We start from the raw sequence: 23,816 nt of genomic DNA, 5'->3' as shown, positions 1-23,816 counted from the left end.
GCCCGTGGGCGCCCGGGTCAACTCGTCAACGAGCGGACCGTCGCGTACACGTCGAAGACGGCGAGCGCCAGCGGCACCAGGGTCAGCAGGACGAAGCCCTCGGCGATCTCCAGGAAACGCCCCCAGAACGGGGTGAGACCGCTGCGCGGGACGATCAGGCCGATCGTGGTCACGAGCGCGGTGGCCGCCGCGATCGCCGCGACGAGCCACACCGTACGGATGTCGAGGCCGCCGCGGTCGCCGCGGAGCGCCTCGTGGATCAGGGAGGTCGGCGGGTTGAGCGCCAGGCCCAGGCCGAGCAGCACGAGGGAGCCGAGTCCGGCGGCCAGGACGGGGGCGACCTGGGCGGTGTAGCGGAACAGGTGGGCGCGCATCAGCAGCGCGACACCGGTCGCGAGGGCGAGCAGCTGGGCCCAGACGTCGTCGGAGAAGCCGAGGACAGCGGTGGCCCCGACGGCGGTGACCGCGCAGCCGCCGACGAGACCGACGAGGAGTTCGTGACCGCGGCGCGCCTGGGCGGCGACCCGTTCGGTGTCGACCGCTTCCTGGGCGGCGGGCTCGGCGCCGTACGCGCTGCGCGGGGCGGTGTTCGGGGGGTCGAAGCCGATCGGCAGGCGGGCGAAGCGCATCGAGAGGCCCGGCAGGAAGGCCAGCGCGCCGACCGCGACCGGGGCGCACAGGGCGGCCATCTCGGACGGCGTCCAGTGGGCCCTGATCGAGATGAACGCGACGATCAGGCCGACCGCGGACGCGAAGACGAGGGCGACGAACGGCGCGTCCCCGCCGGGTGAGCACAGGGTGAGGACGACGGCGGCCACCAGCACGGCCGCGCACGCGAGGAGGAACTGGAGTTTGCCGATGCCCTGGCCGTCGGTGAGCGGCAGCAGGCCCGAGCCGGCCACCCCGATGTTGGGCAGGGCGCCGAGACCCAGCGCGATGGCCGAGGACCGGTCGTCGTAGACCCGCGCGCGGACGCACGCCAGGAGGACCAGCAGGACGCCGACGACCGCGGCGAGGATGCCGGGCAGGCTGTGCATGTCGTGGCGCGGGTCGGCGGTCCAGGCGACGAAGGCGAGCAGGGCGGGCAGCACACCGCCGCCGACGAGGCCGGCGGCTCGGGTCAACTCGCCGCCCCACAGCGTGTGTTCGCGGGTCACCGCGGCCGAGACCGCCTCGGACACGTCGTCGAACACGGCCGGGGGGAGCGACTCGGAGAAGGGGCGCAGGGTGAGGAGCTCGCCGTCGAGAATGCGCTGGGCGGCGAACGTGCGGGAGCTGTCGAGGACGGTGCCGTCCCGGCGCACCAGGTGATAGCCGACCGGGGCACCGTCGGCGGGGCTCTGCCGGGAGAGCCTGAGGATCTCCGGATAGATGTCGGCGACCGGGATGTCGTCGGGCAGTGCCACGTCGATCCGGCTGTCGGGCGCGACGATCGTGACCCGGCAGAAACCGAGGCCCGGTCCGGTGCCGACAGGGGCTCCGGTACCGGGCCCGCCCGCCGCGGAGGCCGTGATGCTCACCTGTTGCTCCCCCTCAATGATGATTCTGCGTCTACGTCGTGAAGGTCTCGCGCGGTGCGTTCCGCACACCTTCACATCGCACGGAATGCCCTGCTTTTCCAGCCTGGTTCGCGTGTGCTCGCGCGAACATCCGGCACCCTACCGCTCACCCGTCTCCCGCGAAGTCAGTAGGATCACGCGGCGGCCTGCGTCCGCCTGACACGGGGTGGCGGACGGTAGTCCCGGGGCCGCGCAAGGGAATTGGTGAGCAGTGAGCCACATCGTCGTCAAGCGCCCGCCGCGCGCGCTGCCGTCCGAGGTGCCCACGGACGAGATCGTCCTGCAACCTCCGCCCGAGTTGCCTCGGGGACATCAGGAGAGCGTCCTGATGCAGTTGCTGCCGACGCTCGGCATGGGCGGCTCGGTGGTGTTCTTCTTCACGAACGGACAGCCGTTCATGAAGATCATGGGCATGGTGATGATCGTCTCGACGGTGGCCATGTCCATCGCGATGGTGGTCCGCTTCCGCCGCGGCTCCCAGGGCCAGCTCGCGGACCTGCGCACCGACTATCTGCGCTACCTGGCGCAGACCCGGCAAACCGCCCTGGACACCGCGCGGGCGCAGCGCGACGCGCAGTACTACCTCCACCCCTCCCCCGAGCAGTTGTGGGCACTGGTCGCCGAGGGCAGCCGGGTGTGGGAACGGCGGCCGGGCGACGAGGACTTCGGCCAGGTCCGCATCGGCCTCGGCAGGCAGTCGCTCGCCACTCCGCTCATCGCCCCCGAGACCGGCGGCGTGGAGCAGCTGGAGCCGTTGACAGCGGGCGCGATGCAGCGCTTCCTGTCCGTCCACGGCACCCTCGACGACCTGCCGATGGCGATCTCGCTGCGCGCCTTCTCGTATCTGACGATCAGCGGCGAACCCGAGTCCGTACGGTCCTCCGCCCGGGCCCTGACCGGCTCGCTGGCCGCGCTGCACTCGCCCGAGGACCTGGTGATCGTGGTCGCGGCGGCCAGGGAGGCCCTGCCCCACTGGGAGTGGGCCAAGTGGCTGCCGCACGTGCAGGCGCCCGGTGCCGTGGACGGCGCGGGCAGCCGTCGGCTGATCGACAGCGACATCCGCGAGCTGGAGAACCTGATCTCCGCCCGGCTGACCGGCCGGCCGCGCTTCCACCCCAACGCGGCACACCTGCCGGACGAGCCGCACATCATCGTCGTCCTCGACGGAGTCTCCCTGCCGCCCGACTCGGTGCTGGCCAACTCCGAGGGCCTCCAGGGTGTGACGCTCGTCGATGTCGTCCCCGGCGAACCGACCGCCGCCCGCGGCGAGCTCTCCATCGTCGTACAGCCGAAGGCGCTGCATCTGGAGTCCGGGCACGGAGACGTCTACGAAGGGACTCCCGACGCCCTCTCGTACGCGTCCGCCGAGGCGCTCGCGCGGCAGTTGGCGCCGCTGCGGATGGCGTCCGGCGGTGACGACGACCAACCGCTGCTCGCCAACCTGGAGTTCACCGATCTGCTGAACCTCGGTGACGCGGCCTCCGTCGACACCAAGCGCACCTGGCGGACCCGTTCGCTGGCCGAGCGGCTGCGGGTGCCGATCGGGCTCGGTGAGGACGGCCGGCCCGTGATGCTCGACCTCAAGGAGGCGGCCCAGGAGGGCATGGGGCCGCACGGCCTGTGTGTGGGCGCGACCGGTTCCGGCAAGTCCGAGCTGCTGCGCACGCTGGTCCTCGGCCTCGCGGTGACGCACTCCTCGGAGACGCTGAACTTCGTCCTCGCGGACTTCAAGGGCGGTGCGACCTTCGCCGGCATGGCGCAGATGCCGCACGTGGCGGCCGTGATCACCAACCTCGCGGACGATCTGACACTGGTCGACCGCATGGGCGACTCCATCCGCGGCGAACTCAACCGCCGTCAGGAGATGCTGCGCGACGCGGGCAACTACGCCAACATCCACGACTACGAGAAGGCGCGCGCCGCGGGCGCGCCCCTTCAACCGATCCCCTCCCTGGTGCTGGTGATCGACGAGTTCAGCGAACTGCTCACCGCCAAGCCGGACTTCATCGAGATGTTCGTGCAGATCGGCCGGATCGGCCGCTCGCTCGGCGTGCATCTGCTGCTGGCCTCGCAGCGTCTGGAGGAGGGCCGGCTGCGCGGTCTGGAGACCTATCTGTCGTACCGCATCGGCCTGCGCACCTTCTCGGCCGCCGAGTCGCGGGCCGCGCTGGGCGTGCCGGACGCCTACGAACTCCCGAACGTCCCCGGGTCCGGCTTCCTGAAGTACGGCACGGACGAGATGGTGCGGTTCAAGGCGGCCTACGTGTCCGGGACCTACCGCTCCGGCACCTCGCAGGCAGCACTCGGTGGCGGTCAACTGCCGGTCGACCGGCGGCCGGTGCTGTTCACGGCGGCCGAGGTGCCGGTGCAGTACACGGCGGTGCCGCAGCAGCGCACCGAGTCCCCGGACATCGACGACGCGCTCGCCGACACGGTGCTCGACGTCATCGTGCGCCGGCTGGAGGCGCAGGGGCCGGCGGCCCATCAGGTGTGGCTGCCGCCGCTCGACAGCCCGCCCTCGCTGGACGGACTCCTGCCCGGCCTCACGGCGGTGCAGGGCCGCGGGCTCACCCAGCCCGGCTACGAGGGCGCGGGCCGGCTCGTCGTCCCGGTCGGCCTGGTCGACAAGCCGTACGAGCAGCGCCGAGACCACCTGTGGATCGACTTCTCGGGCGCGGCCGGCCATATGCAGATCGTCGGCGGCCCGCAGTCCGGCAAGTCCACGCTCCTACGCTCCCTGATCTGCTCCTTCGCCCTGACCCACACCCCGCACGAAGTCCAGTTCTACGGCCTCGACTTCGGCGGCGGAGGTCTGTCCTCGGTGGCCGGTCTGCCGCACGTGGGCGGTATCGGCTCCCGCCTGGACCCCGAGAAGGTCCGCCGTACGGTCTCCGAGGTGTACGGCGTGATGACGCGCCGCGAGGAGTACTTCCGCGCCGCGGGCATCCCGTCGATCGCGGAGTTCCGCTCCCGCCGGGCACGCGGCCAGATCTCGGTCACGGACCAGCCCTGGGGCGACGTCTTCCTCGTCATCGACGGGTGGGGCAACTTCCGCGCGGACTACGAGGGGTTGGAGGCGGCGGTGCTGGACATCGCCGCGCGCGGCCTGGGCTTCGGCATCCACCTCGTGCTCGCCGCGTCCCGGTCGATGGAGGTCCGCGCGAACCTCAAGGACCACCTGATGAACCGCCTCGAACTGCGGCTCGGCGACACGATGGACTCCGAGATCGACCGCAAGGTGGCGGTGAACGTCCCGACGGGCGTCCCCGGACGCGGTGTGTCGCCGCAGCGGCTGCACTTCATGGCGGCGGTTCCGCGCATCGACGGCCTAGTCTCGGACTCGGACCTGGCCGACGCCACCCAGGCGCTGGCGACCGAGGTGACCCGGCACTGGGAGGGGCCGGGCGCGCCCGAAGTACGGCTGCTGCCACGCGAGTTGGCCGCCGCGCAGCTACCGCCGGGCGACCGTTTCCCGCAGCGCGGTGTCGCGTTCGCCATCGACGAGAACAACCTGGAGCCGGTCTTCGTCGACTTCGAGCAGGACCCGTTCTTCCTCGTCTTCGGCGAGAGCGAGTCGGGCAAGTCGAACCTGCTGCGGCTGCTGATCAAGCAGTTGACGGAGCGGTACTCCGGCGACGAGGCGAAGCTCTTCGTCATCGACAACCGGCGCTCCCTGCTGGACGCGACCCCGGCGTCGCACCTCGCCGAGTACATCCCCATGTCCAACGCCATGGACCACCACATGGTCGCCCTGGCGGACCTGATGCGACGCCGGACCCCGACGGCCGACGTGACGGCCCGCCAACTCCGCGAGCGGAGCTGGTGGCAGGGCCCGACGGTGTACGTCGTCGTCGACGACTACGACCTCGTCTCCACGTCCAGCGGCAACCCGCTGGGCAACCTCACGGAAATGCTGCCGTTCGCCCGTGACGTCGGCGTCCGCTTCATCATCGCCCGCTCCACGGCGGGCGCGGGCCGTGCCGCGTACGAGCCGTTCATGCAACGGATGCAGGAACTGGGCGCCCAGGGCGTCGTCCTGGCGGGCGACCCCGGCGAGGGCGATGTCCTGGGCGGGGTGCGGCCACGGCCGATGCCTGCGGGGCGCGGGGTGTTCGTGTCGCGGAAGCGGGGGAAGCCGTTGGTGCAGACGGGGTTGGTGCCGGAAACGGTGTACTGACGGTCGGCCGAGGCCGGTCCGGTCCTTTGAACTCAAGCTCCGGACCGGCCTGTTGGTAGCTTGACGGACTGGTCCCGTCCGACGGGCGGGGTCCTACGGGGGCACGGGGAAGGGGTCCACGCGTGACATGGGACGAGTGGGACGAGCTGAAGAGTCAGGCCGCGCGGAAGCAGTCCGCACGCATGCGGATCGATCAGCTTCCGGCGGACGGCGGCGGCAGCACACCGCAAGGTGATCTGACCGTCAGTCACAAGGATCTGGCGGCGATCGGCGACCGGGCGTTCAAACTCTGGGAGGACCTGGGCCGGTACGGCCGTGACGCCTGGTCGAGCAGCCAGACGGCGGCCTCGGATCTCACGACCCAGGGGTTCAGGCTCGGCGGGGCGGTGGACCACGTACAGAAGCGGTGGGAAGAGCAGCTCACGAGTCTGCTCGACGCGTGCGCCCATATCTCCAACCACATGGACTACACCAAAAAGGCGCACCAGGGCGACGAGTTCTACATATCCGGTCAGATCAGCAGCATCTCGACACTGGACAAGGGTTTCAGTGAAGGGACGGGGCACTGATGGACCTCGATACACTCCGATTCGGGAACTTCGCTTCGCTCGGCACCGCCATAGACGACTGGTCCGGTGTGGTGAAACGCCTGGAAGCCCTTGAGAAGGACGCGCGGGAAGGACTCAAGGGACTGGCCGACAAAGCCAATTGGTCCGGTGTCAACGCGACCGTCTCCCGCGAGTTCATCACCAAGACGGCCGGCGAGTTCACGGACGCCCACACCCAGGCGACGACGATCTACAACATTCTCAAGGACACCCACGACGAACTCGTCGGCTACCACGATCAATTGGTCGAGACGATCTCACGGGGTCTCAAGAAGAACCTCACCGTGATGGACACCGGCAACGGCTCCTTCACCGTCACCATGAACATCCACCCCGACCGCGCCGCGAAGGGGACCACGGTTCCCGAGCACAGCCAACAGGACGTGGACGAACTGTGCGAGGACGTCAAACGCCTCCTCACCAGGGCGACCCACAGCGACGACACCGCTTCCGACGCGCTGCGGGCCATAGCGGACGAGGCCGAGTACGGCTTCTCCGGCGCGGCGTACGAGGACCGGGACTCCGCCGCGCAGGCGCTCAAGGACGCCGAGAAATACGCGAATCTCATCAAGACCAAGGGGGACTCCATGTCCCCCGAGGAATTCGACGATCTCAACCGGCAGCTCGCGGGATACAGGAACGATCCCCTCTTCCAGGAGAAGTTCGCCACCACACTGGGCCCGAAAGGCGTGCTGGACTTCTGGGCGGATCTCTCCGATCCCTCCGACGGTGGCGATCTCCAGCGGGCCCGCCTGGACCAGCTGGGCGATTTCCAGAAGAACCTCGGCCTCACCCTCGCGGGAGCGACGCGGTCGGACTCACCGGCCATGCGGCAGTGGGAGGACGGCATGGTCAACCTGGCGGACGACCGTATCCAGACCCGCGGGACGCAGGTCTACGGCTTCCAGCTCATGAGCAATCTCATGCGTACGGGGGACTACGACGACACGTTCCTGGACAGGTACGGGAACGCTCTCGTCTCGACCGAGAAGAAGATGCAGCTTCCCGACCATTACTGGAACGGCAGCGGCGGGCCGCCCATGCCCAAGATGAACTTCATCGGCGAGGATTTCGGCCGGGACCCGATGACCGGTTTCATGACAGCCCTGTCGAACAGCCCCGATGCCGCGACCGCGTTCTTCAACGAGACCCAGCCCCAGGACAACGCGGAATGGGTTCTCAAAGACCGCCCCACGTTCGACGACACACCGTTGGACAGTCACGACGGAAACCAGTCGCGCGACGCCACCGGGAACGCGCTTGTCGCCGCGGCCACCGGTGTCAATCCCAATGATCCCCATGCCGTTCCGGTGGAACACAGTGCCGAGAACCGGAGCGTCCTCGACCGGTCGCTGAAAATCATCTCCGGCACGGGTGACGACTTCGCCCCCGAGATGCGTGACGACATGGCGAAAGTGCTGGTGAACTACGGCGACGAGGTGCACAACACGGCGAGTTCACTCGCGGACGATCCCAGTGACTCCCGCCAGCTCGACCGGCACCAGCTGCTGGAAGTGACGAAACAGGTGTCACGGGACCAGCACGCCTACGGAATCCTCAACGACGGCCTGAACAAGGAGATGGTCCGCGACATCTACACGGACCACCCCAGCGACCCCAAGGAGACCCTGCTCAGAGCCGGGCACACGGTGGGCTTCCTCGAGGAGGCCCGCTATCAGGCCCTGGCGACCGACAAGGACGACCCTTCGTGGAATGCCAAATGGCTCTACCACGGCTTCGGCGGCGCCGTGAACTTCATTCCGGTCGTCGGCGACGCGGCCCAGCGTGGTGTCGATGCCCTCGCGTATCAATGGCAGTTGGACGAGCAGGCCCGTATCGACGACGACAACGCACGCCAGAACGGCGAGGTGTTCACCGCGCGGGAGAACCAGTTGCAGAAGCTCAGCGACCTGTGGATCGACGCCAATCCGAACCACGGCGACAGCAACAGATACACACTGACTTCCGAGATCAACGGTGCCGCTTTCGACGGCAACGCACGGGCTCAAGGACTGGCGGGCAATCAGTGACCAGGGGTGCATCAAGGCCTTCGGTGCGGCGCGCGGCCGCCGCGGTGACGCTGCTCGTCCTGGCCACGGCCGGCTGTACGGACTCGGACTCACGCGCCTACAGCGTTCCGGGCAAGGTCTGTGGAGTGGCCGTCGACTCGGATCTCCTGTCGCCCTTCCTGCCGGACGGACAGAAGCTCACCCAGCGGTCCTACAACGCCGGTCAGGAGAGCCCGCGTTGCCGTCTGTCGGTGGACGGCAAACTGGTCGTCTACCTGTCGGGCGATGTCGTTCCCGCGGAGACCGACCCCATCAAGGTGCAGGAGCGGGCCCTGGTACGACTCGGCAACCCCGCCGCCGTCGACATCGGTGACAGCGCCAGAGTGGCCGACAACGGAGCCCTGGCGGTGGCCGCGTGCATGTACGAAGGCCGACAGCGCAAGTTCGTCGCGTTGGTGCAACTCCAGGAGAAGACCCCCGCGAAGACCTCGGAGCGGCGGGATGCGCTGCGCTCGTTCCTGGGGTCCTACTTCCCTGGCGCCATGGCCAAGCAGGGGTGCAAGCAGGCGAGTTGAGCTCAAGGGTCTCGCTGTCGAGTATGCGACTGCGACTCCGGTTGCCGTCGGTCGCGATTCCGTAGGCGATCCTGCCCGGTGTCAGGGACTTGCGGTGCCGTCACGCGAGGGACCGTGGCTCACGCGGTGAGGCACAGCTCGAAGGCCTGAAGCCCCGAATGTTGCACCGGTCATAGCTTGAACACTCCTCGCCAGGTCCAGCCTGCGGCGAGGACGGCGTTCCGCAGCGGGTCCGTCATCTCCCGAGTATCGAAGCGGAAGACCTCGACCTTCTGCCGACGGCCGTCGGTGCCCTGCTCTGTCTCCCACTGCCGGTACGTCGCGGGCGCATGCCCACGTCCGTACTGCGCGTTGGCGCTGTCGGACGGACGGTTCTCCCACCGCTCGTCGAGAAAACGCACCTCGTTCCTCTCCGGGTCCAGGCGCATCCTCGTCTTGAGTCTCACGCCTACCCGTCGTATCCGGCACTCCGCCACCAGATCGGCCTTCTCGGCCGGGAGAGCGTTGCGCACGCGGTACGGCACGTCCGGCACGTTGAGCGCGAGCAACGCTGCTCGGACCTCCGCGCTCGGCAGCGGTGCGACATCGCTCTCGGGCCGCTTGGTGCCGGTCAGTTTGTCCCAGAGGCGCTCCATCCCTAGGCCTCCGTCCCGGTGTCCGGGCGAACCGTGCGGACGAAGTCCTGGAAGTCCCCCAAGACAGCGTCGTGCTGAGCCGCGGTGGCGGTCAGCGCCTGGACGAGTTCGCGACGCGTTCCGTCGACCACGGAGGAGAAAGCCGGCCGCTGGGTTCGGCGTCGAACCCTTCCGGACGTGCCGGGAGCCAGCCCTCCGGCAATCGGAATTCGATGGGCGTCGGCAGTGTTGCGGGCATTTCGGGACCTCCTTCCAAGGGAATCCAAGGGAAGTTAGATCAGAACCAGTTGGTGACGCTGTCCTTGACGGAGCCAATCCCATCACCGACGGAGTCGACCGCATCGCCCACCGCGTCGGCCGCATCGCTGGCCGTCTCGCTCAGCTTGTCCGGATCGACAGTGATCTCGAAACCGATGCCGGCGACCTCCCCACCTCCGGCGACACCGCCTCCGTACGGTCGGTGACTGACATGGAGTAAACGCGCCGCTTCCCGTGCTGTAGCACCTGCACCGATGACAATGGGGTTGGACTGCGGTCCACCGCAGGGAGGGGACAGGAGCCGATGAGTCTTCGTCAGTTCGAGTACGCCCTGGCCGTTGCCCAGGAGGGCTCGGTGACGGCGGCGGCGGAGCTGCTGCACGTCGCTCAACCGTCGATGTCCCAGCAGATCCGCGTTCTGGAACGGGAACTCGGCGTGGAACTGTTCGCCCGCACGCCGACCGGACTGGTGCCCACCGTGGTCGGCCGCGCGTTCCTGCGGGAGGCGGAGGTCGCGGTGAACGCGGCGCGGCGGGCGAGGGGGACGGCGCGGGCCGGCGCCGATGAGCTGGTGGGCGAGCTGGTGGTCGCGGTGCAGATGGGCTTTGGCACGCGGCAACTGCCGCGCGCGCTGGGCGCGTTGCGTCGCCGCTACCCGCGGCTGGAGGTCACCGTCTTCGAGGAGCCGAGCTCCGCCGAGCTGGAGCGGCTGTGCCGCCGGGGCGTGCTGAACCTCGCCCTGATGGCGGCGTGCGAGCGGAGCCCCGCCGACGCCCACCGCCTCGGCGACGAGGAGTTCGTCGTGGTGCTGGGCGCCGGGCACCGGCAGCTCACCGCGGACCGGGTCGAGCTGCGCGAACTGGAGGGGGAGCCGTGGGTGAGGTTCGACCGCGACAGCGCGCTCGACGCCGTGCTGCTGGACGTGCTGCGGAGCAACGAGCTGGCCCCGACCACGGCGGCCCGCGTGTCCCAGACGGCGACGGCTGTGCGCTGGGCCGCTCACGGGTTGGGGGTGACGCTCGTCCCGGCCTCCGCGGTGCCCCACGGTCACGAGCACCTCGTGCGCCCGGTGTTCCCGGTCGTGTCCCAGCCTGTTATCGCCGTGGTCCGGCCCGGCGCGGGCCCGGCGGAGACGGCCCTGCTCGAATTCCTGCGTCAGGAGACCTGGTCCGAGTCCGCTTTCTCACCGGTGTCCTGACGGCCGGGAAGGAGGCGGGCGGCGCTGAATTCCTCTTGTTGAAATCGGCACTCCAGAATGCGGTCGGTGTCAACCCATGGGGAATTCGCCGCCGTCCACGATGAGATTCCTCCCGGTCAGCCAGCTCGCCCGGCCGGAGAGCAGGTACAGCACCGCGTGGGCGATGTCGTCGGGCTGACCATCGCGCCCCAGCGGCGCGGTGTCGTTGGCATTGGTCTCGCCCGGCGCCACGTTCAGGCGCGCCCACTGCTCCCGCGTTGCTTCGCCGCCGGGGGTGGCGGTTCTGCCAGGGGACACGGTGTTGACCCGGATTCCGAACGGGGCCAGCTCCAGGGCCAGTCCCCGGCTGTAGTTCTCCAGCGCCGCCTTCGCCGCCGTGTAGTGCAGGAACGGTCCTACCGGAGTGAGGACCGCGGCCGACGAGACGTGCACGATCATCCCCGAACGCCGTTCCCGCATCCCCGGTACCAGCAGCGAGTCCAGCCGCACCGACGCCAGGTAGTTCAGGTCCAGCGCGTCCTGCCACTCCTCGTCGGGAATGGCCGAAGCGTCCTTGTACGGCTGCGCCCCACCCACGTTGTGGACCAGGACGTCCACCCCGCCGAGCACCTCCTGCGCGGCCGCGGCGAGCGCCTCCGCGCCTGCCCGTGTCCGTACGTCGGCCTCCACGAAGGTGACCCCCTCCGGCACCGTGCTCATCGCCGACCTGGCGGTCGTGAGCACCTCGGCGCCCGCGTCCAGGAGTTGACGCACGACGGCCGCTCCGATTCCGCGAGAGCCACCTGTGACCAGGGCCCGCTTTCCCGCGAGTTCGCGCGTTCCCGATCCGTTCTCGATCGTGGTCATGCCACCGGTCCTCTCGATTGCGTGTTCGTCCGCTCGACGGAAGAAGGATCGATGTGCGCAGCGCGCGAATCTTCGGAGAAATCGCGGTGAGCACCTCGTCGAGCTGTTTGACGGTACGTTCGGAAAAGGACGAGAGGCAAAGACGAAATGTCAGCAGGCTCTATAGGGGATTCCTATGGCAGTCCGGCCCCTCCGGGGCCAGGGTCATTGCGTGTTGGGGATCGGGCCGGTTCGCCGGTCTCACATATGACGTGACGTCATGTCCAGGTATGGGGCGGGATATTCCTGGAAAGCAGCGCAGGCACAGGGTTGGTGATCATGTGGTTGCTGAGACCCATGAGAGCCGAGCGAGACCGTGCCTGCCCGAACAGCGTCGTCCATGCCCGCCAGGCTGGGGCAACTGGCCCTCCCGAGCCTCCGCGTCACCCAGCAGGACGCCGCCGACCTGCGTCGCTTCCTGAGCTGGGTGCCCGATCCACGCGGCATGCGAGGACGGCGGTATCCCATACTCCCGCTGCTTTGTGCGGCCGCCGCCGCAGTCCTGACCGGCGCCCGCTCCCTCATCGCGACCGGCGAATGGACAGCGGACGCCCCGCAGTCCGTCCTGAGGGTCCTCGGCTTCCCGGCCGATCCGCTCACCGGCATCCGGGCGGCACCGCACGCGGCCACGGTCCGCCGCCTGCTCCAACACGTCGACGGCGACGCCCTCGACGCGGCCATTGGTGCATTTCTTCATGCCGACGCTTGCCATCGCCTACTGGAAATCCGCTCGGCGGAAAGCAGATCCTCGCCCTGTTGCACGGAACACGAAGGCGGGGTGGGCACCTCCCGTGCGTGCCCACCCCGGTGTTGCTGTTGTCAGCCTGTCCTACTCGAAGAAGCTGGCCGCCTTCTTGTCGCCGCCGCGGTAGTCGCCGCCGGCCTGGTGCACCTTCTGCGTGATGGACAGCAGCGCCTGGTGGATGGCGCTGGTGTGGCCGTCCCACTCCCTCGACTTCCGGTTGAAGGACTCGTAGGCCTCACCGGCCCAGCCCTCGGCCGCGTCGTGGACGCCCTTCTTCAGCGCCGTGAGGTCGCTCTCCAACTGCTTGGCCAGGTTGCCGAGTTCAGTGGCGAGCGCGTCCAGGGTGCCGTACTTGACGGCGAGATCCTGCATGTGCGGCGTGCCGGTCATGTTTCCTCATCTCCTTGACGATGTGAGAGGGACCTCGCGGTCCGGGGTGCGACGCTCGGGGCGGTCAGTAGAGGTTGAGCGCCGAGGTCTTCGCACCGGCGTCCACTTCGATGCTGGAGATCGTGGAGTGGAGTTCGTCCTCGAGCTTGTCCTTGTCCTGCTTGGTGAGGTGAATTCCGTTCAGGAAGTCGTCGAGCATGCGGCCGATGCCGACCATGTGGTCGTTGATCTCGTGCTGCTTGGTCTTGAACGCGTTGGCACCGTGGCCCGTCCAGTTCGCCTCGATCATGTCGATGCAGCCCTGGAGCTTCTGGAGGTGCTTCTTGACGTTGTCGTACCTGTCGATGACGTTCGTCTGGAGCTTTTGTACATGTGCGTCATCAAGCTTGCGGCCGTCAGCCATCTCGGCACTCCCTTTCGCGAGAGAGGTTGGTGTTCCTGGGGCGCAACACCGAGTGGTGAGGCGCTGGTTGGTCGGGTGAGCCCTGTGTACGAGCTCTCATGCGCCTCGCCGCGAACGAACCACCGCGAAGGCTCCACCGCCGAGCACCACTACGACCGCGGCGGCTCCGAGAGCGACCCACAGTGTGGTGTTGCCGGACGAGTCGGAAGTCGATGCTGCGGCTGAAGTCTGGCCGCCTGACGTGGAGTTGGGGGCTTGGGACGAGGTTGACGCGGAGGCGGAAGCGGAGGGCGAGGCGGTGGTGCCGGTGGTCAGCCCGGGCGTCTTCTTGTTGGTGACGGGATCGACGTCGGCGGCTCCGGGGTCTCCCTTGCCCTTCAGAAGAACCTGCGCGGGCCGGATCGTGCCGTACCCGAGGTACCGGCTCGGGGTGTTCTTCGGCCAGTCCCGGCCCGCGGTGTCGATCATGACGCGGAGGACCTGGTTGGCGGTCCACTTGGGGTGGGCGGACCAGATGAGGGCGGCGGCGCCGGAGGTAATGGCGGTGGCTTGGCTGGTGCCGTTGCTCTGGGGGCAGTAGGCCTTGAATGTCTTGTCGCACCAGGTGGGTACGTCTACGCCGGGCGAGGCCAGGTCAACGTAAGCACCGCTCTCCGAGAACTTGGCCACCTCACCGTTCTCGTTGATGGCCGAGACGCCGACCACGCCTGGGTATTTGGCGGGATAGCCGATGTAGTTCTTGTCTCCATCACCGTCGTTACCCACGCCGGCGATGAGCAACTTCCCCTTGCTCTCTGCATACTGCACGGCTTCAAGTCCGCCGTCGATCGGGAAATCGCCGGTGAACGACATATTGATAATCTTCGCATCAGAATCGGCAGCGGCACGGATGGCCTTCGCTGAAGTGTCGCCCTGCTTCTCAGCCTTCTTGCCGATTCCGGTAAGCGCAGTGCGGATCGGGATAATTTTGGCCCCCGGCGCAACGCCTCTCAGGCCGCCCCCGCTGCCCGTCCCCGCGATCAGTTCGGCCACTGAAGTGCCATGGCCTTCATAGTCATTCGTTTCATCGCCAGCGGCCTCCGTGACATCGACTCCGGGGAGCACCTGCCCCTTCAATGAACTCGTGTCCGGGTTGACACCAGTGTCGACAACTGCGACTGAAATACCCTTACCTGTGCTGACTTTCCACAGCCCCTGGGCGTTCATCGCGTCCAAGTACCACTGCTGCGACTGGACGTCGTCGGCAGCCGCCGAAGGGGCGAGCCCAACAGACATGACGGCCAAAGCACCGAGCGTCGCACCCACGGTGGTCACATGCCTCCGGGCGTTCCTCGCCCACAGCGCGGCCCGGATGCGGCGTACGCCAGTCTCTGACTTCATGCTTCTGTACGTCCTCGGTCGTTTCGGTCAGTCGGTCGCCGACGGCGCATCGCCGCGCCGCGCGTCATCACGTGAGCGCTTCTTGTCCTCGGCGGAGTGCTGTTGACGCCGCGTCGTCCGGCCATTGGCACGATCAGGGCTGCTGCCCTCGGTAGAACCGGATACCGGGCCAGACCCACGGGACGCGGCACCGTTGCCCTTGGCGCTGCCTCGACTCGTGGGCGCGCCGACAACGCCCTCCGTATTGCCCGGAGACCGACGCTGGGTCTGTCCCTGCTCCGTGCCCGGCGCCGGTTTGTTCGCGCCGATCACTCCGCGCTGGCCCGGCCTCTCACCGTTCGGACGAGCACCGGACGCTCCCTCACCGCCGATGACCGTGCCACGCGGAACCCTGGCACCCGTCGCATTCGGGCCGGCTTCAGAAGTGGGCCTGCCACCGACCACGCCACCCGTACGTGCAGCGCCCGTGGCTCCCGGGCCGGTCCGTGCCGCAGGCTGACCCGGTACGCCGCCCACACGCCCGCCCGGCACACCACCTGCGCGGGAACCAGTCGTACCCGCGCTTCTGGGCATGCCGCCGGTAACGCCTCGTCCCATGGGCGACCTGCCCGTCGCAGACGCAGGCCCACGGGCACCCTGTTGGCCAACTGCGGATGCGCGGCCCACTGGTCCCGCAGGGCCACGTCCGGTGCGGCCTCCAGCAGTGGTCCCCTCAGGGGTGGTAATCCGCCCTTGAGCCGATCCGGGAGTTCTGCCGCCAAACCCGGCAGCGCGCCCGACTGGTCCTCCGAAGGCGGGAGGTACCCTGCCGGTCCCCATGGGAGGCAGCATTCCTCCCGAAGGACCACTGGTGGGCCCTGTCACAGACGGCGTGGGAGTCACTGGCGTCGGCTTCACGGTTTCCGGCGGCAGCGTGCCGACGCTGTTGATCTCGGTACCAACAGTGGGCCGATGCGCGTCGAGATTCGTGTTCGCGGGATGATGCTCAGTTGGCAGATTGTCCCCGGAGACGTCGCTCGGCACACCGACGTGGCCATCTCCACTCTCACGGACAACTGCTCGGTGGACTGGTCCTGAGTTGGAGTTGTCTGTGGAATTAGAACCGCCCTGACCCGGGCCTTTGATCGGGTTCAACATCCCCACGCTGGGCATCGACTGATACGGCTCCGGCGCCGTCTTCTCCAACTTCGCAAGTTCCGACCCCGACACCGAGTAGAACGACGCCAGCCGGTTCATCTGGTTGATCGCCTCTTGGCGGTCCTTCTCGACCTGGACCGCCTCGGTGTACTGCTTGTTGCCCTCGAACTGCTGGAGCACCGGGATCTGTCCCGGTTTCTTCTGGTCGAGGACGGGGCGCGTGTCCCGCGGCGGCAAGGAGCTGCGCACAGATGCGAGCCCCGTCGCGGCGGCCGTGACCTGCACCCCGGCGCCGTCGGCGTACGTCGCCAGGCTCTCGGTGTGCGTGGCGAGGCCTTCGCCCCACTTCTGGAACGCCGTACCGGCGGCGCCCTGCCAGTCCTCACCCGCGTGTTTGAGATGAACCCTAAGATCCACGGCGGCTTCGTTGATCGCCTTGCTCGCCTTGGCCAAGGTATCGCCCGCGTGCTCCAGGTCGGCGGGGTTCGACTGGTGGACCAGGTCGATCATGGCGTTGAGCCTGTGGTCCTCGAAGTCGGTGACCCTGCCGTTCGTCAGGAGGCGGACGCGCTTCGTTCCGAACGCGTCGTGCATCAACTCCGACGCCCCGGCCAGTGCGTCGACCTGGCCGACCTGAAGGTCGACACGCTGCTGGTCGGTGAGCTCCTTCGGCGCCTTGTCCCCGCTCACTACTGGAGTCCCTTCGTGGACTTCTTGGCGTCACTCAGCTTCCGCTCGCCCTCGCCGGACTTCTTCTCCTGGGCTTCGGTGTACAGGCGGTCCGTCTCGACCTGGATCTCCCAGAAGCGGCGTCGCTGGTCGTCGTCGAGGTTGTCGAAGCCGTTCTGCGCGCCCTGTGTCGCGATGCCCATGGCTTCGATCTGCAGCCCCAGCGTCTTGGAGAGCTGCGTGATGTGCTCGTGGACCGACTGGTACTGGGCGAACAGCGCGTCCGCCTCATGGAAGTCGAGGTCGTGTCCGCTGAGGGATGCCCTCGAGACACGCTGCGCGCCCAACTTGGAAGCGCTGCCCGCCGAGTCCTCGAACTCGGACAGCAGTTTGTCGATGCGCTGCTTGAACGTCGTCAGCACGTCGGCGCCGACCTTGAGGTCGGCAGCCGTCTCCGGCGATGGCCCACCTGTCATGTCCGCAGGAAGCATGATGCCTTCCCTCCCCGTTTTTCGTCGCTCGCCCCTGAGCGACTGCACCCCTTGAGCGTTCCTCTCCGCAACGCAATCACTCTAGTCGCTTCCTGTGACAGTCCCAACTGCCTTATGCGACAGCTGTGCTACCACCCGGCGAAGCTTCACCGCACCTTCACGGCGCACTCTCGCGTTCAACTGGGTCGCTGCCGCCTCCTGACGCTATGTGACCCACGGGCCGACGCGCCTGAGTACGCCTACTCAATCGCCGCAGCCGCACACACGTGTGTGAGAGTCATGGCGTGCCGAGGGGTGACGCGGGCCCGTCGTTGCTGCGTGGCCATTGCGAACGGCGTCGTCCGGTGCCGTCAACTCGCGCCGTCGGCCTGCTTCTTCCCGGGTCACGGCTCCTTGACATCGCTACGTCCCTTGTCAGCCGTACCTCATTCCAGCCCCGCGACCCTCCGCGCCCGCTTCCGCGCGTCCCGCGTCGCCACCGCCGTACCGCCGAGTCCCGCCACGAGTACGGCCGCGCCGAGGGCGACGTAGGTCGCGAGGCGGGCGTCGTGTTCGTCGGGGGTCTCGCCGAGTTGGAGCTTCGCGGGGGACGGGGCCTGGGCCTTGGTGAGGCCGTCCTGGGGGTCGGGGGACTCGATCGGGTGGTCGTCCTCCGTGAGCGCGCGGACCGGGTCGACGACGCCCCAGCCGACGAGGCGGTCGTGGCCGGCGATGGTGCGCTCGGCGGTCTGCTCGATCTGGGCGACGACCTCGCGGGCGGTCCAGTCCGGATGCTTCGCCTTGATCAACGCGGCGACACCGGAGACGTACGGCGCCGAGAAACTCGTACCGTTGTCGGAGCAGTGACCGCCCTTGGGGACGGTGGAGATCATGTCGACGCCGGGTGCCGCGACGCCGACGAAGTCGCCGGACTGGGAGAAGGACGCGCGTTCGTTGTTGCGGTCGGAGGCCGCGACGGCGAGGACACCCGGGAAGGACGCCGGGTAGGTCTTCTTGACGTTGCCGCCCTGGCCGTCGTTGCCCGCGGACGCCACCACCACGATCTTCTTCGACAGTGCCGTGTCGATCGCCGACTCCAGGGAGGGATCGGGCTTCACCGCGTTCGACGTGTCCTGCGAGATGTTGATGACGTCAGCCTTGGCCTGGATCGCGTAGGTGACCGCCTCCGCGAGCGTCTGCGCCGTGCCGTGGCCGTCCGCGTCGTTCTGCTCGATCGGGATGATGGTCGCCTCGGGGGCCAGGCCCACGAAGCCGGTGCCGCTGATCGGGCGGGCGGCGATGATGCCGGCGACCTTGGTGCCGTGTCCCACGGTGTCGGTCGTGCCGTTCTCGCTGCCCCGCGCGATCTTGTCGCCGTTGCTGTCCTTGAGGTTCTTGGGCAGGAAGTTGCGGCCGCTCTTCACGTCCACCGCATGGGTGAGCTGGGGATTCTTCACGTCCACACCGGTGTCGATCACCGCCACCCGTACGCCCTTGCCCTTGGACTGGTTCCACAGCTCGTCGAGGAGGACGCGTTGCAGGGCCCAAGGGCGGCCCGGGTACTCCTTGTTGGGGAACGTGCACTGGTCCGAGAAGCTGTCGTCCGCCGCCGCGGGAGGCGCGAGCACGACGGTGGACACGGCCAGCGTCGCGGCTACGGCGGCCATGGCCGCCGTAGCGCGGAGGGGGCGGGGGGAAATCGTGTACGGCATGCCCAACCCTCCCTACGAGCCCTGCGGTTGACGTGCCGCCGCCGTCGACAGGCGGGGGCCCGTGGGCAGGAACTCGGACCATGAGGCGGGGATCGGCGCCGGGTCGACATCGGCGTAGCCGAGGCGGATCTGGGCCTGCTCGGCCTCCGCCTGCTCCTGCTTGCGCTCGGTGGCCGTCGTGCCGATGCCCGCGTCGTTCGTGGCGCTGTCGGCGTTGGACTGGAGGACGTAACGCAGCCCCGTGTCGGTGACCAGGAAGACGGGGCCGGCCTTGGTCTCCTCGCCCTGGAACTGGCGGAAGAGCTGCCCGGAGCCGGGCGTTACGTAGGCGCTGGTGGAGTCGGTGGGGAGCGGGGCGGGGAAGTCGGTGCCCGCCCAGGTCGTCAGGGTGGTGGCGCCCTTGTCGCCGACCTTCTCCAGGACGTTGCAGATCGTGCTGCGGCTGCCGGACGCGTCCGAGGCCTCGTTGACGGGCTTGGGGTCCTTGGTGGGCCAGCGGTTCTCGGCGCCGAAGGTCCCCTCCGGGGTGATCTCGCCCGCGCTCACCCCGGTGGCGTGACCGGCCTGGCCGAGCGGGGCCAGCTCCTTGCTGGACAGCAGGAGTTGGGCGACGAAGGCGGAGACCTGCGCGACCTTGCCAGGAAGCACTACGTAGTAGTGCTCACCACTGGCGTCGGACGCCTTGAGCACCATGCCCACCTTGTTGGTCGACTCGTCCAGCTCGCCCGGGGCGCCGGCGGCCGTACCGGGTGTGGCGCCGATGCTCGGGAAGGCGATCGGGTCGCCCTGGTGCAGGGTGGCCAGCCACTCCGGGGAGACGCGCTCGGGCACGCGGCCGGTGCCGACGACGGCGCGCAGCAGCAGCTCGTCGCTCTTGTCCACGCGGTACGCCGTGCCGCTCGCGTCCACCACGTAGCGGTTCTTGTCCGGGTCCACTACGTAGAGCAGATCTCCGCCGCGCAACCGCTGCTTGCCCTCGGTCTTCTTCATGTCGCGCTCGGCGAGGACCAGCGCCGCCTTCTGGATGGAACCGCCGCCCGCGCTCGGGCGCTCGCAGACCGCCCAGCGCTTGGCGGCGCCCGCCTCGCTCGCCGAGGGAAGACGGTCGGGGGCGTACGGGATGCCGACGGTGACGCCGTGCGGGATCTTGCCGCCGTCGAGGACCGACTCGTCGACGGTGACGACCTCGCCCTGGCCGGGGTTGAGGAGCAGCTTCGCCGACGCCATGTTGAGGACGGGGTGCAGCTGGGTCTTGCCGTCGGTGGTCAGGACGACATAGCGGGTGGTCGACTTGCTGGCGATGATCACCTTCGCCTTGGGGGTGTCCCAGCCCTGGGGCGCGGTCGGTTTGAACATGCCCCAGGCGCCGAAGACCGCCATGACGACCACGCCCACGATGACGCCGGGCACCACTCCGCGCAGCGGTCGCGGTGCCCCCTCCTCCGAACCGTCCGGGGACGACTGCACGAAGGACGCCAGCATGCGGCGCTTCGCGAAGGTGTAGGCGTTGAGCTGGTCCCGCCGAGATGCCATCTGTGTCTGTCTCTCCCCGTGTTCCGCCTGGGCAGCGCTCGGGGGTTCGCCGTCCCCCGCCCATCGATGTCAGACCGGGCACCTACTATGCCTGGTATCCGCGGGGACGTGTGGAGCGGGTAGGGTACCTGGACCTTCAGGGGCCCTATGTGGTGCTGAAACAGCAGTGAGTTGTGAGTAAAACGGGGGGATGGAGTGATGGCTTCCGGAACGCGGACGCGGTCTCGTGACCGGTCGCGGACGAGGGGCTCCGGGACGCCCGGGCCGGGGTCCGCGCAGCCGTCGTCCGCGGCGGGCACACCGCCCCAGGGACCGGGCGGCCTCCATCTCAGGACGCGCCGCGGACAGGGCGGGGCATTCCGGTTGCAACGGCTCGTCCTGCTGGAGATCGCGGCGGCCGTCCTTCTCGTCGGCTGGGCGATCGCCCCCATGGCGCTGGTGCCGGCGGGCGTCGTCGCCGTGGCGCTCGTGCTGCTCGCCTTCGTCCGTCGGCGCGGCCGCTCCCTGCCCGAATGGCTGGGTACCGCGCGGGCGTTGCGGGCACGGCAGAAGAGCGCCGCGAACACGGAGACGCCGCCGGGCACGGAGCCCGGCCTCGCACCGGCCGTGGAGTGCGACCCGACCCTGCGGACGTACGCGTACGGCGGCCGGGACCGGCGTCCGATCGGACTGATCGGGGACGGCACCTTCGTGACCGCCGTCGTGCAGGTCGAGGCCGATGTCACCGCGCTGCGGGCGGACCGGAGCCGGCATCCGCTGCCGCTCTCGCTGGTGCGGGACGCGCTCGAAGTGGACGGTATCCGGCTGGAGTCGGCGCAGCTCGTGCTGCACACTCAGCCCGCGCCCGCGCTGCACCTGCCCCAGCACTCGGTGGCCGTCACCAACTACGCGCCGCTTCAGGAGCAGACCGGCGCCCCCGCGGTGCGCATCACCTGGATCGCGCTGAAGCTCGACCCCGAGCAGTGCCTGGAGGCCGTGGCCGCCCGGGGCGGCGGGCTCACCGGAGCGCAGAAGTGCGTCGTGCGCGTGGCCGACCATCTCGCGAGCCGGCTCACCGGCGCCGGTTTCCGCACGACGATCCTCAACGAGGAGGAGCTGACCACGGCTCTCGCCACCTCCGCCTGCGCGAACCCCCTGGTGACGGCGGAGGCCGGAAGGACCGAGACGAGGGAACGCCGGACCGAGGAGTCCAGCCGGAGCTGGCGCTGCGACAACCGCAGACACACCACGTACTGGATCCGCCGCTGGCCCCAACTGGGCGGTCGCGGGCCCTCGTTGCCGCAGTTGATCGCCCTGCTCACGGCCACACCGGCACTCGCCACGACGTTCAGCCTCACGCTCGCGCGCGTGGAGCGCCAGGAGGTGTCGATGTGCGGGCACCTGCGGGTGACGGGACGGAGCGACGACGAACTGGTCGCGGCACGGCGCGCGTTGGAGGGCGCCGCGCGCCACACAGGCCTGGCACTCACCCGCCTCGACCGCGAGCAGCTCCCGGGCGTACTCGCCACCCTGCCCCTCGGAGGTGCCCGATGACCGCGATGGAGATGCTGCGCAGCGGCTTCGGCCTGATCGGTCCGCGGCACGGACGGCATGTGCTGTCCCCCGAGCAGGTGGACGCGCTCGCGCTGCCCATCGGGGACGACGGCGTCGTGATCGGCGTCGACGCCGAGGGACAGCCCGCGGTGCTGGGGCTCAACCGGCCCACTCCGTACGACGTCGTCCTCATCGGCGGCCTGTGGACCGCACAGGTCATCGCCCTGAGAGCTGCGGCGACCGGGGCGCGCGTCGCCGTGGAGACCGGCCGGCCGCAGGCCTGGATGCAGATGGTCCACGCCATGGGCGGCGGACAGAACGGCCTGGCGGTGTACGACGTGGGCCGTGTCTCGCCCCAGGGTGCCTCGGCGGGCACACCCGTGCTCGTGGTGCGGGACTGCGGCATGCGTCCGCCGCGCGGGCGGGTCGTGTCCGGGCCCTGGCAGTCGGTGCTGACCCTCCTGCCGTATCTCAGCCCTGTCGCCCCTCGGCTCATACGGCAGGCGCGGCTCGTCGGTGTGCAGCGGATCTCGCCGGACGAGGCGACGGAGCTGGGCCGCGCCATGGCGCTCCCCCGGGCCGACGTCGACTCCCTGCCCACGCTCGCCGACGGCGTCACGCTCTGGTGCGGCGACCGCGACCGGCAGTATGTGATGACACAGCCCACGGACGCCGAGATCGGATTGTTGGGTACACCACGCCGGATGGACTGAACCGGCGGGCCACTGACCGACATTGAACGATTAAGACCCTTTCACCCCTTCTCCCGTAGAGGATGCGTGCCACTACCACCCGTTTTGTGCGGGGAGTTGATGGGCACGTGTGCCGGTTCCGGGCGTCATGTGGCGCGTTGGACGGGCGCGGAGAGGTGGGCGGGCCTGCCGTGAGGTTGCTTGTGGTGATTAGGCTGGGACCGGGGGCCGCGTCAGGGCCCGTGGCCGGGCCGACAGCGCTTCGGGGGACAGGACGGGCGGATCCGATCGATTCGGGCCGCCGGCCGACCGTTCCCGACGCTGTCGACGGACCGGGCCCGTACGACACGAGCGGTCGCCCCAGCACGGCATGAGGGTGCTCGACCACACCAGGAGGAATTGTGAGCAGCGATCGGGACGGGATCCGCGGGGGCTGGGCCACGCCCGGCGATGACCAGCCCGACGACGAGTCCGCCATCGAGATGACGGGCGAGTTCACGATCGACTACGCGCCGCCGGCCTGGTACACGCAGAACTCGTCCGGCGCGTCGGGCGCGTCCGCGCAGGCCTCGCCGCCTCCGACTCCGGCGAGCGGCACGGCGATGCCGCCCCCGGTCGGCCCCGCGTTCCCGGTTCCCGCGCCGCCGGACAGCTCCGGCTTCCAGGCCGGCTGGGCGCCCTCGGCCGCGGCTCCGCCGCCAGCGGTTCAGCCGCCCGCGGTCCCCGCCGAGGAAGAGCCTGAGAACGGCGACCTCGAGAGTGGCGCGACCATGCGAATCTCTTCCGCCGCGTTGAAGCGGGAGATCGCGGAGCGGAGTGCGGGGGCGGAGATCACGTCGGCGCAGGGCGACGCGGAGACCCCGGCTGCGGCTGAGGCTCCGGCCGAGGTCTCCGTGGGTGACGGGGGCTCCGTCGAAGGTACGGAGGGCACGGCAGGCGCCGAGGGTTCGGGTGCCGATGACGCTGAATCGGGTTCCGGGGAGCCGGAGTTCGAGGGCGAGGTGCCGGAGACCGGTGCCACCGAGGACCCCGACGCCGCCGAGGTGAACACGCAGGACGAGGGCGGCACGGTCGCCGGGACGGACGCCGGGGACTCCACGGAATCCACGGACTCCCCCGACGGCGAGAGCACCGACGCCCCGGTGGATGAGGCAGCCGGCGACTTGACCGACGACCCCGAGGACGAGTCGGGCAGCCCCGACGCCACCACACCCGCGCCCACGCCCACGCCCGAGGCCGACTCCCCCC

General features: G+C 69.1%; 19 protein-coding genes and 1 pseudogene. 9 read left to right on the top strand and 11 right to left on the bottom strand.

The window, feature by feature from the left end; all coding sequences use genetic code 11:
• Positions 1–17: 17 nt before the first annotated feature.
• The gene (gene eccD / locus ACNFOC_RS17080; RefSeq protein ID WP_416959964.1) at positions 18–1,520 is read right to left on the bottom strand and encodes a type VII secretion integral membrane protein EccD; all 1,503 of its coding nucleotides are present in this window, start codon (positions 1,518–1,520) and stop codon (positions 18–20) included.
• 250 nt (positions 1,521–1,770) lie between these two features.
• Here eccD and eccCa point away from each other — a divergent pair, with 250 nt between their 5' ends.
• The 4 genes from eccCa (at position 1,771) to ACNFOC_RS17060 (ending at position 8,928) form a co-directional block, all read left to right on the top strand.
• On the top strand, positions 1,771–5,736 hold the full coding sequence (eccCa, locus tag ACNFOC_RS17075) for a type VII secretion protein EccCa (RefSeq protein WP_416959963.1): 3,966 nt from the start codon (positions 1,771–1,773) through the stop codon (positions 5,734–5,736).
• Positions 5,737–5,858: 122 nt separating this feature from the next.
• Positions 5,859–6,305, top strand: coding sequence for a hypothetical protein (locus tag ACNFOC_RS17070; protein ID WP_416959962.1), 447 nt, complete (start codon positions 5,859–5,861; stop codon positions 6,303–6,305).
• Positions 6,305–8,374 carry a hypothetical protein gene (locus tag ACNFOC_RS17065; RefSeq protein ID WP_416959961.1) on the top strand — a complete coding sequence of 690 codons (2,070 nt, stop codon included), beginning with the start codon at positions 6,305–6,307 and terminating at the stop codon, positions 8,372–8,374. Before ACNFOC_RS17070 ends, ACNFOC_RS17065 begins: the two co-directional genes overlap by 1 nt.
• Positions 8,375–8,397: 23 nt before the next feature.
• Entirely contained in the window at positions 8,398–8,928 is a 531-nt protein-coding gene (locus ACNFOC_RS17060; protein ID WP_416959960.1) for a hypothetical protein, read from the top strand.
• 170 nt (positions 8,929–9,098) lie between these two features.
• Here the strand turns inward: ACNFOC_RS17060 and ACNFOC_RS17055 are convergent, their stop codons facing one another.
• Together ACNFOC_RS17055 and ACNFOC_RS17050 are read right to left on the bottom strand one after the other, a co-directional pair.
• The gene (locus tag ACNFOC_RS17055; protein WP_416959959.1) at positions 9,099–9,563 is read right to left on the bottom strand and encodes a hypothetical protein; all 465 of its coding nucleotides are present in this window, start codon (positions 9,561–9,563) and stop codon (positions 9,099–9,101) included.
• Positions 9,564–9,565: 2 nt separating this feature from the next.
• A complete protein-coding gene (locus ACNFOC_RS17050; RefSeq protein ID WP_416959958.1) occupies positions 9,566–9,694 on the bottom strand; it encodes a hypothetical protein in 129 nt (42 codons plus the stop codon).
• A 431-nt stretch (positions 9,695–10,125) separates the two neighbouring features.
• Between ACNFOC_RS17050 and ACNFOC_RS17045 the strand changes: the two genes are divergently transcribed.
• Positions 10,126–11,019, top strand: coding sequence for a LysR family transcriptional regulator (locus ACNFOC_RS17045; RefSeq protein WP_416959957.1), 894 nt, complete (start codon positions 10,126–10,128; stop codon positions 11,017–11,019).
• A 69-nt stretch (positions 11,020–11,088) separates the two neighbouring features.
• Here ACNFOC_RS17045 and ACNFOC_RS17040 read toward each other — a convergent pair whose 3' ends face one another.
• Positions 11,089–11,865, bottom strand: a complete 777-nt coding sequence (locus ACNFOC_RS17040; RefSeq protein WP_416959956.1) for an oxidoreductase — start codon at positions 11,863–11,865, stop codon at positions 11,089–11,091.
• A gap of 379 nt (positions 11,866–12,244) precedes the next feature.
• On the opposite strand from ACNFOC_RS17040, the pseudogene ACNFOC_RS17035 reads away from it, so the two are divergent.
• A pseudogene (locus ACNFOC_RS17035) lies at positions 12,245–12,583 on the top strand (transposase family protein); the annotation flags it as partial.
• Between the two features lie 150 nt (positions 12,584–12,733).
• Here ACNFOC_RS17035 and ACNFOC_RS17030 read toward each other — a convergent pair.
• The 7 genes from ACNFOC_RS17030 to eccB form a co-directional block, all read right to left on the bottom strand.
• Positions 12,734–13,039 carry a WXG100 family type VII secretion target gene (locus tag ACNFOC_RS17030; RefSeq protein ID WP_416959955.1) on the bottom strand — a complete coding sequence of 102 codons (306 nt, stop codon included), beginning with the start codon at positions 13,037–13,039 and terminating at the stop codon, positions 12,734–12,736.
• 64 nt (positions 13,040–13,103) lie between these two features.
• The gene (locus ACNFOC_RS17025; RefSeq protein WP_019064778.1) at positions 13,104–13,442 is read right to left on the bottom strand and encodes a WXG100 family type VII secretion target; all 339 of its coding nucleotides are present in this window, start codon (positions 13,440–13,442) and stop codon (positions 13,104–13,106) included.
• Positions 13,443–13,538: 96 nt separating this feature from the next.
• Entirely contained in the window at positions 13,539–14,756 is a 1,218-nt protein-coding gene (locus ACNFOC_RS17020; RefSeq protein ID WP_416959954.1) for a S8 family serine peptidase, read from the bottom strand.
• Between the two features lie 93 nt (positions 14,757–14,849).
• Positions 14,850–16,649 carry a WXG100 family type VII secretion target gene (locus tag ACNFOC_RS17015; RefSeq protein ID WP_416959953.1) on the bottom strand — a complete coding sequence of 600 codons (1,800 nt, stop codon included), beginning with the start codon at positions 16,647–16,649 and terminating at the stop codon, positions 14,850–14,852.
• Positions 16,649–17,104, bottom strand: a complete 456-nt coding sequence (locus ACNFOC_RS17010) for a DUF2563 family protein (RefSeq protein ID WP_416959952.1) — start codon at positions 17,102–17,104, stop codon at positions 16,649–16,651. Before ACNFOC_RS17010 ends, ACNFOC_RS17015 begins: the two co-directional genes overlap by 1 nt.
• A 440-nt stretch (positions 17,105–17,544) precedes the next feature.
• The gene (gene mycP / locus ACNFOC_RS17005) at positions 17,545–18,810 is read right to left on the bottom strand and encodes a type VII secretion-associated serine protease mycosin (protein WP_416959951.1); all 1,266 of its coding nucleotides are present in this window, start codon (positions 18,808–18,810) and stop codon (positions 17,545–17,547) included.
• A gap of 12 nt (positions 18,811–18,822) precedes the next feature.
• Positions 18,823–20,343 (bottom strand): type VII secretion protein EccB, encoded by a 1,521-nt coding sequence (gene eccB, locus ACNFOC_RS17000; RefSeq protein ID WP_416959950.1) that lies wholly within the window; start codon positions 20,341–20,343, stop codon positions 18,823–18,825.
• A 198-nt stretch (positions 20,344–20,541) separates the two neighbouring features.
• Between eccB and eccE the strand changes: the two genes are divergently transcribed.
• The 3 genes from eccE to ACNFOC_RS16985 all read left to right on the top strand — a co-directional run.
• Positions 20,542–21,876, top strand: a complete 1,335-nt coding sequence (gene eccE / locus ACNFOC_RS16995; protein ID WP_416959949.1) for a type VII secretion protein EccE — start codon at positions 20,542–20,544, stop codon at positions 21,874–21,876.
• On the top strand, positions 21,873–22,589 hold the full coding sequence (locus tag ACNFOC_RS16990) for a hypothetical protein (RefSeq protein WP_416959948.1): 717 nt from the start codon (positions 21,873–21,875) through the stop codon (positions 22,587–22,589). The genes eccE and ACNFOC_RS16990 overlap by 4 nt, the downstream gene beginning before the upstream one ends.
• A gap of 380 nt (positions 22,590–22,969) precedes the next feature.
• On the top strand, positions 22,970–23,816 hold an 847-nt coding region (locus ACNFOC_RS16985), incomplete at its 3' end, for an SCO5717 family growth-regulating ATPase (RefSeq protein ID WP_416959947.1).

This window comes from Streptomyces colwelliae, from assembly GCF_048158785.1.
In the GTDB taxonomy this organism is placed as follows: Bacteria; Actinomycetota; Actinomycetes; order Streptomycetales; family Streptomycetaceae; genus Streptomyces.
The sequence above is the reverse complement of the archived record's forward strand: the minus strand, read 5'-3'. Positions and strand labels throughout refer to the sequence as shown.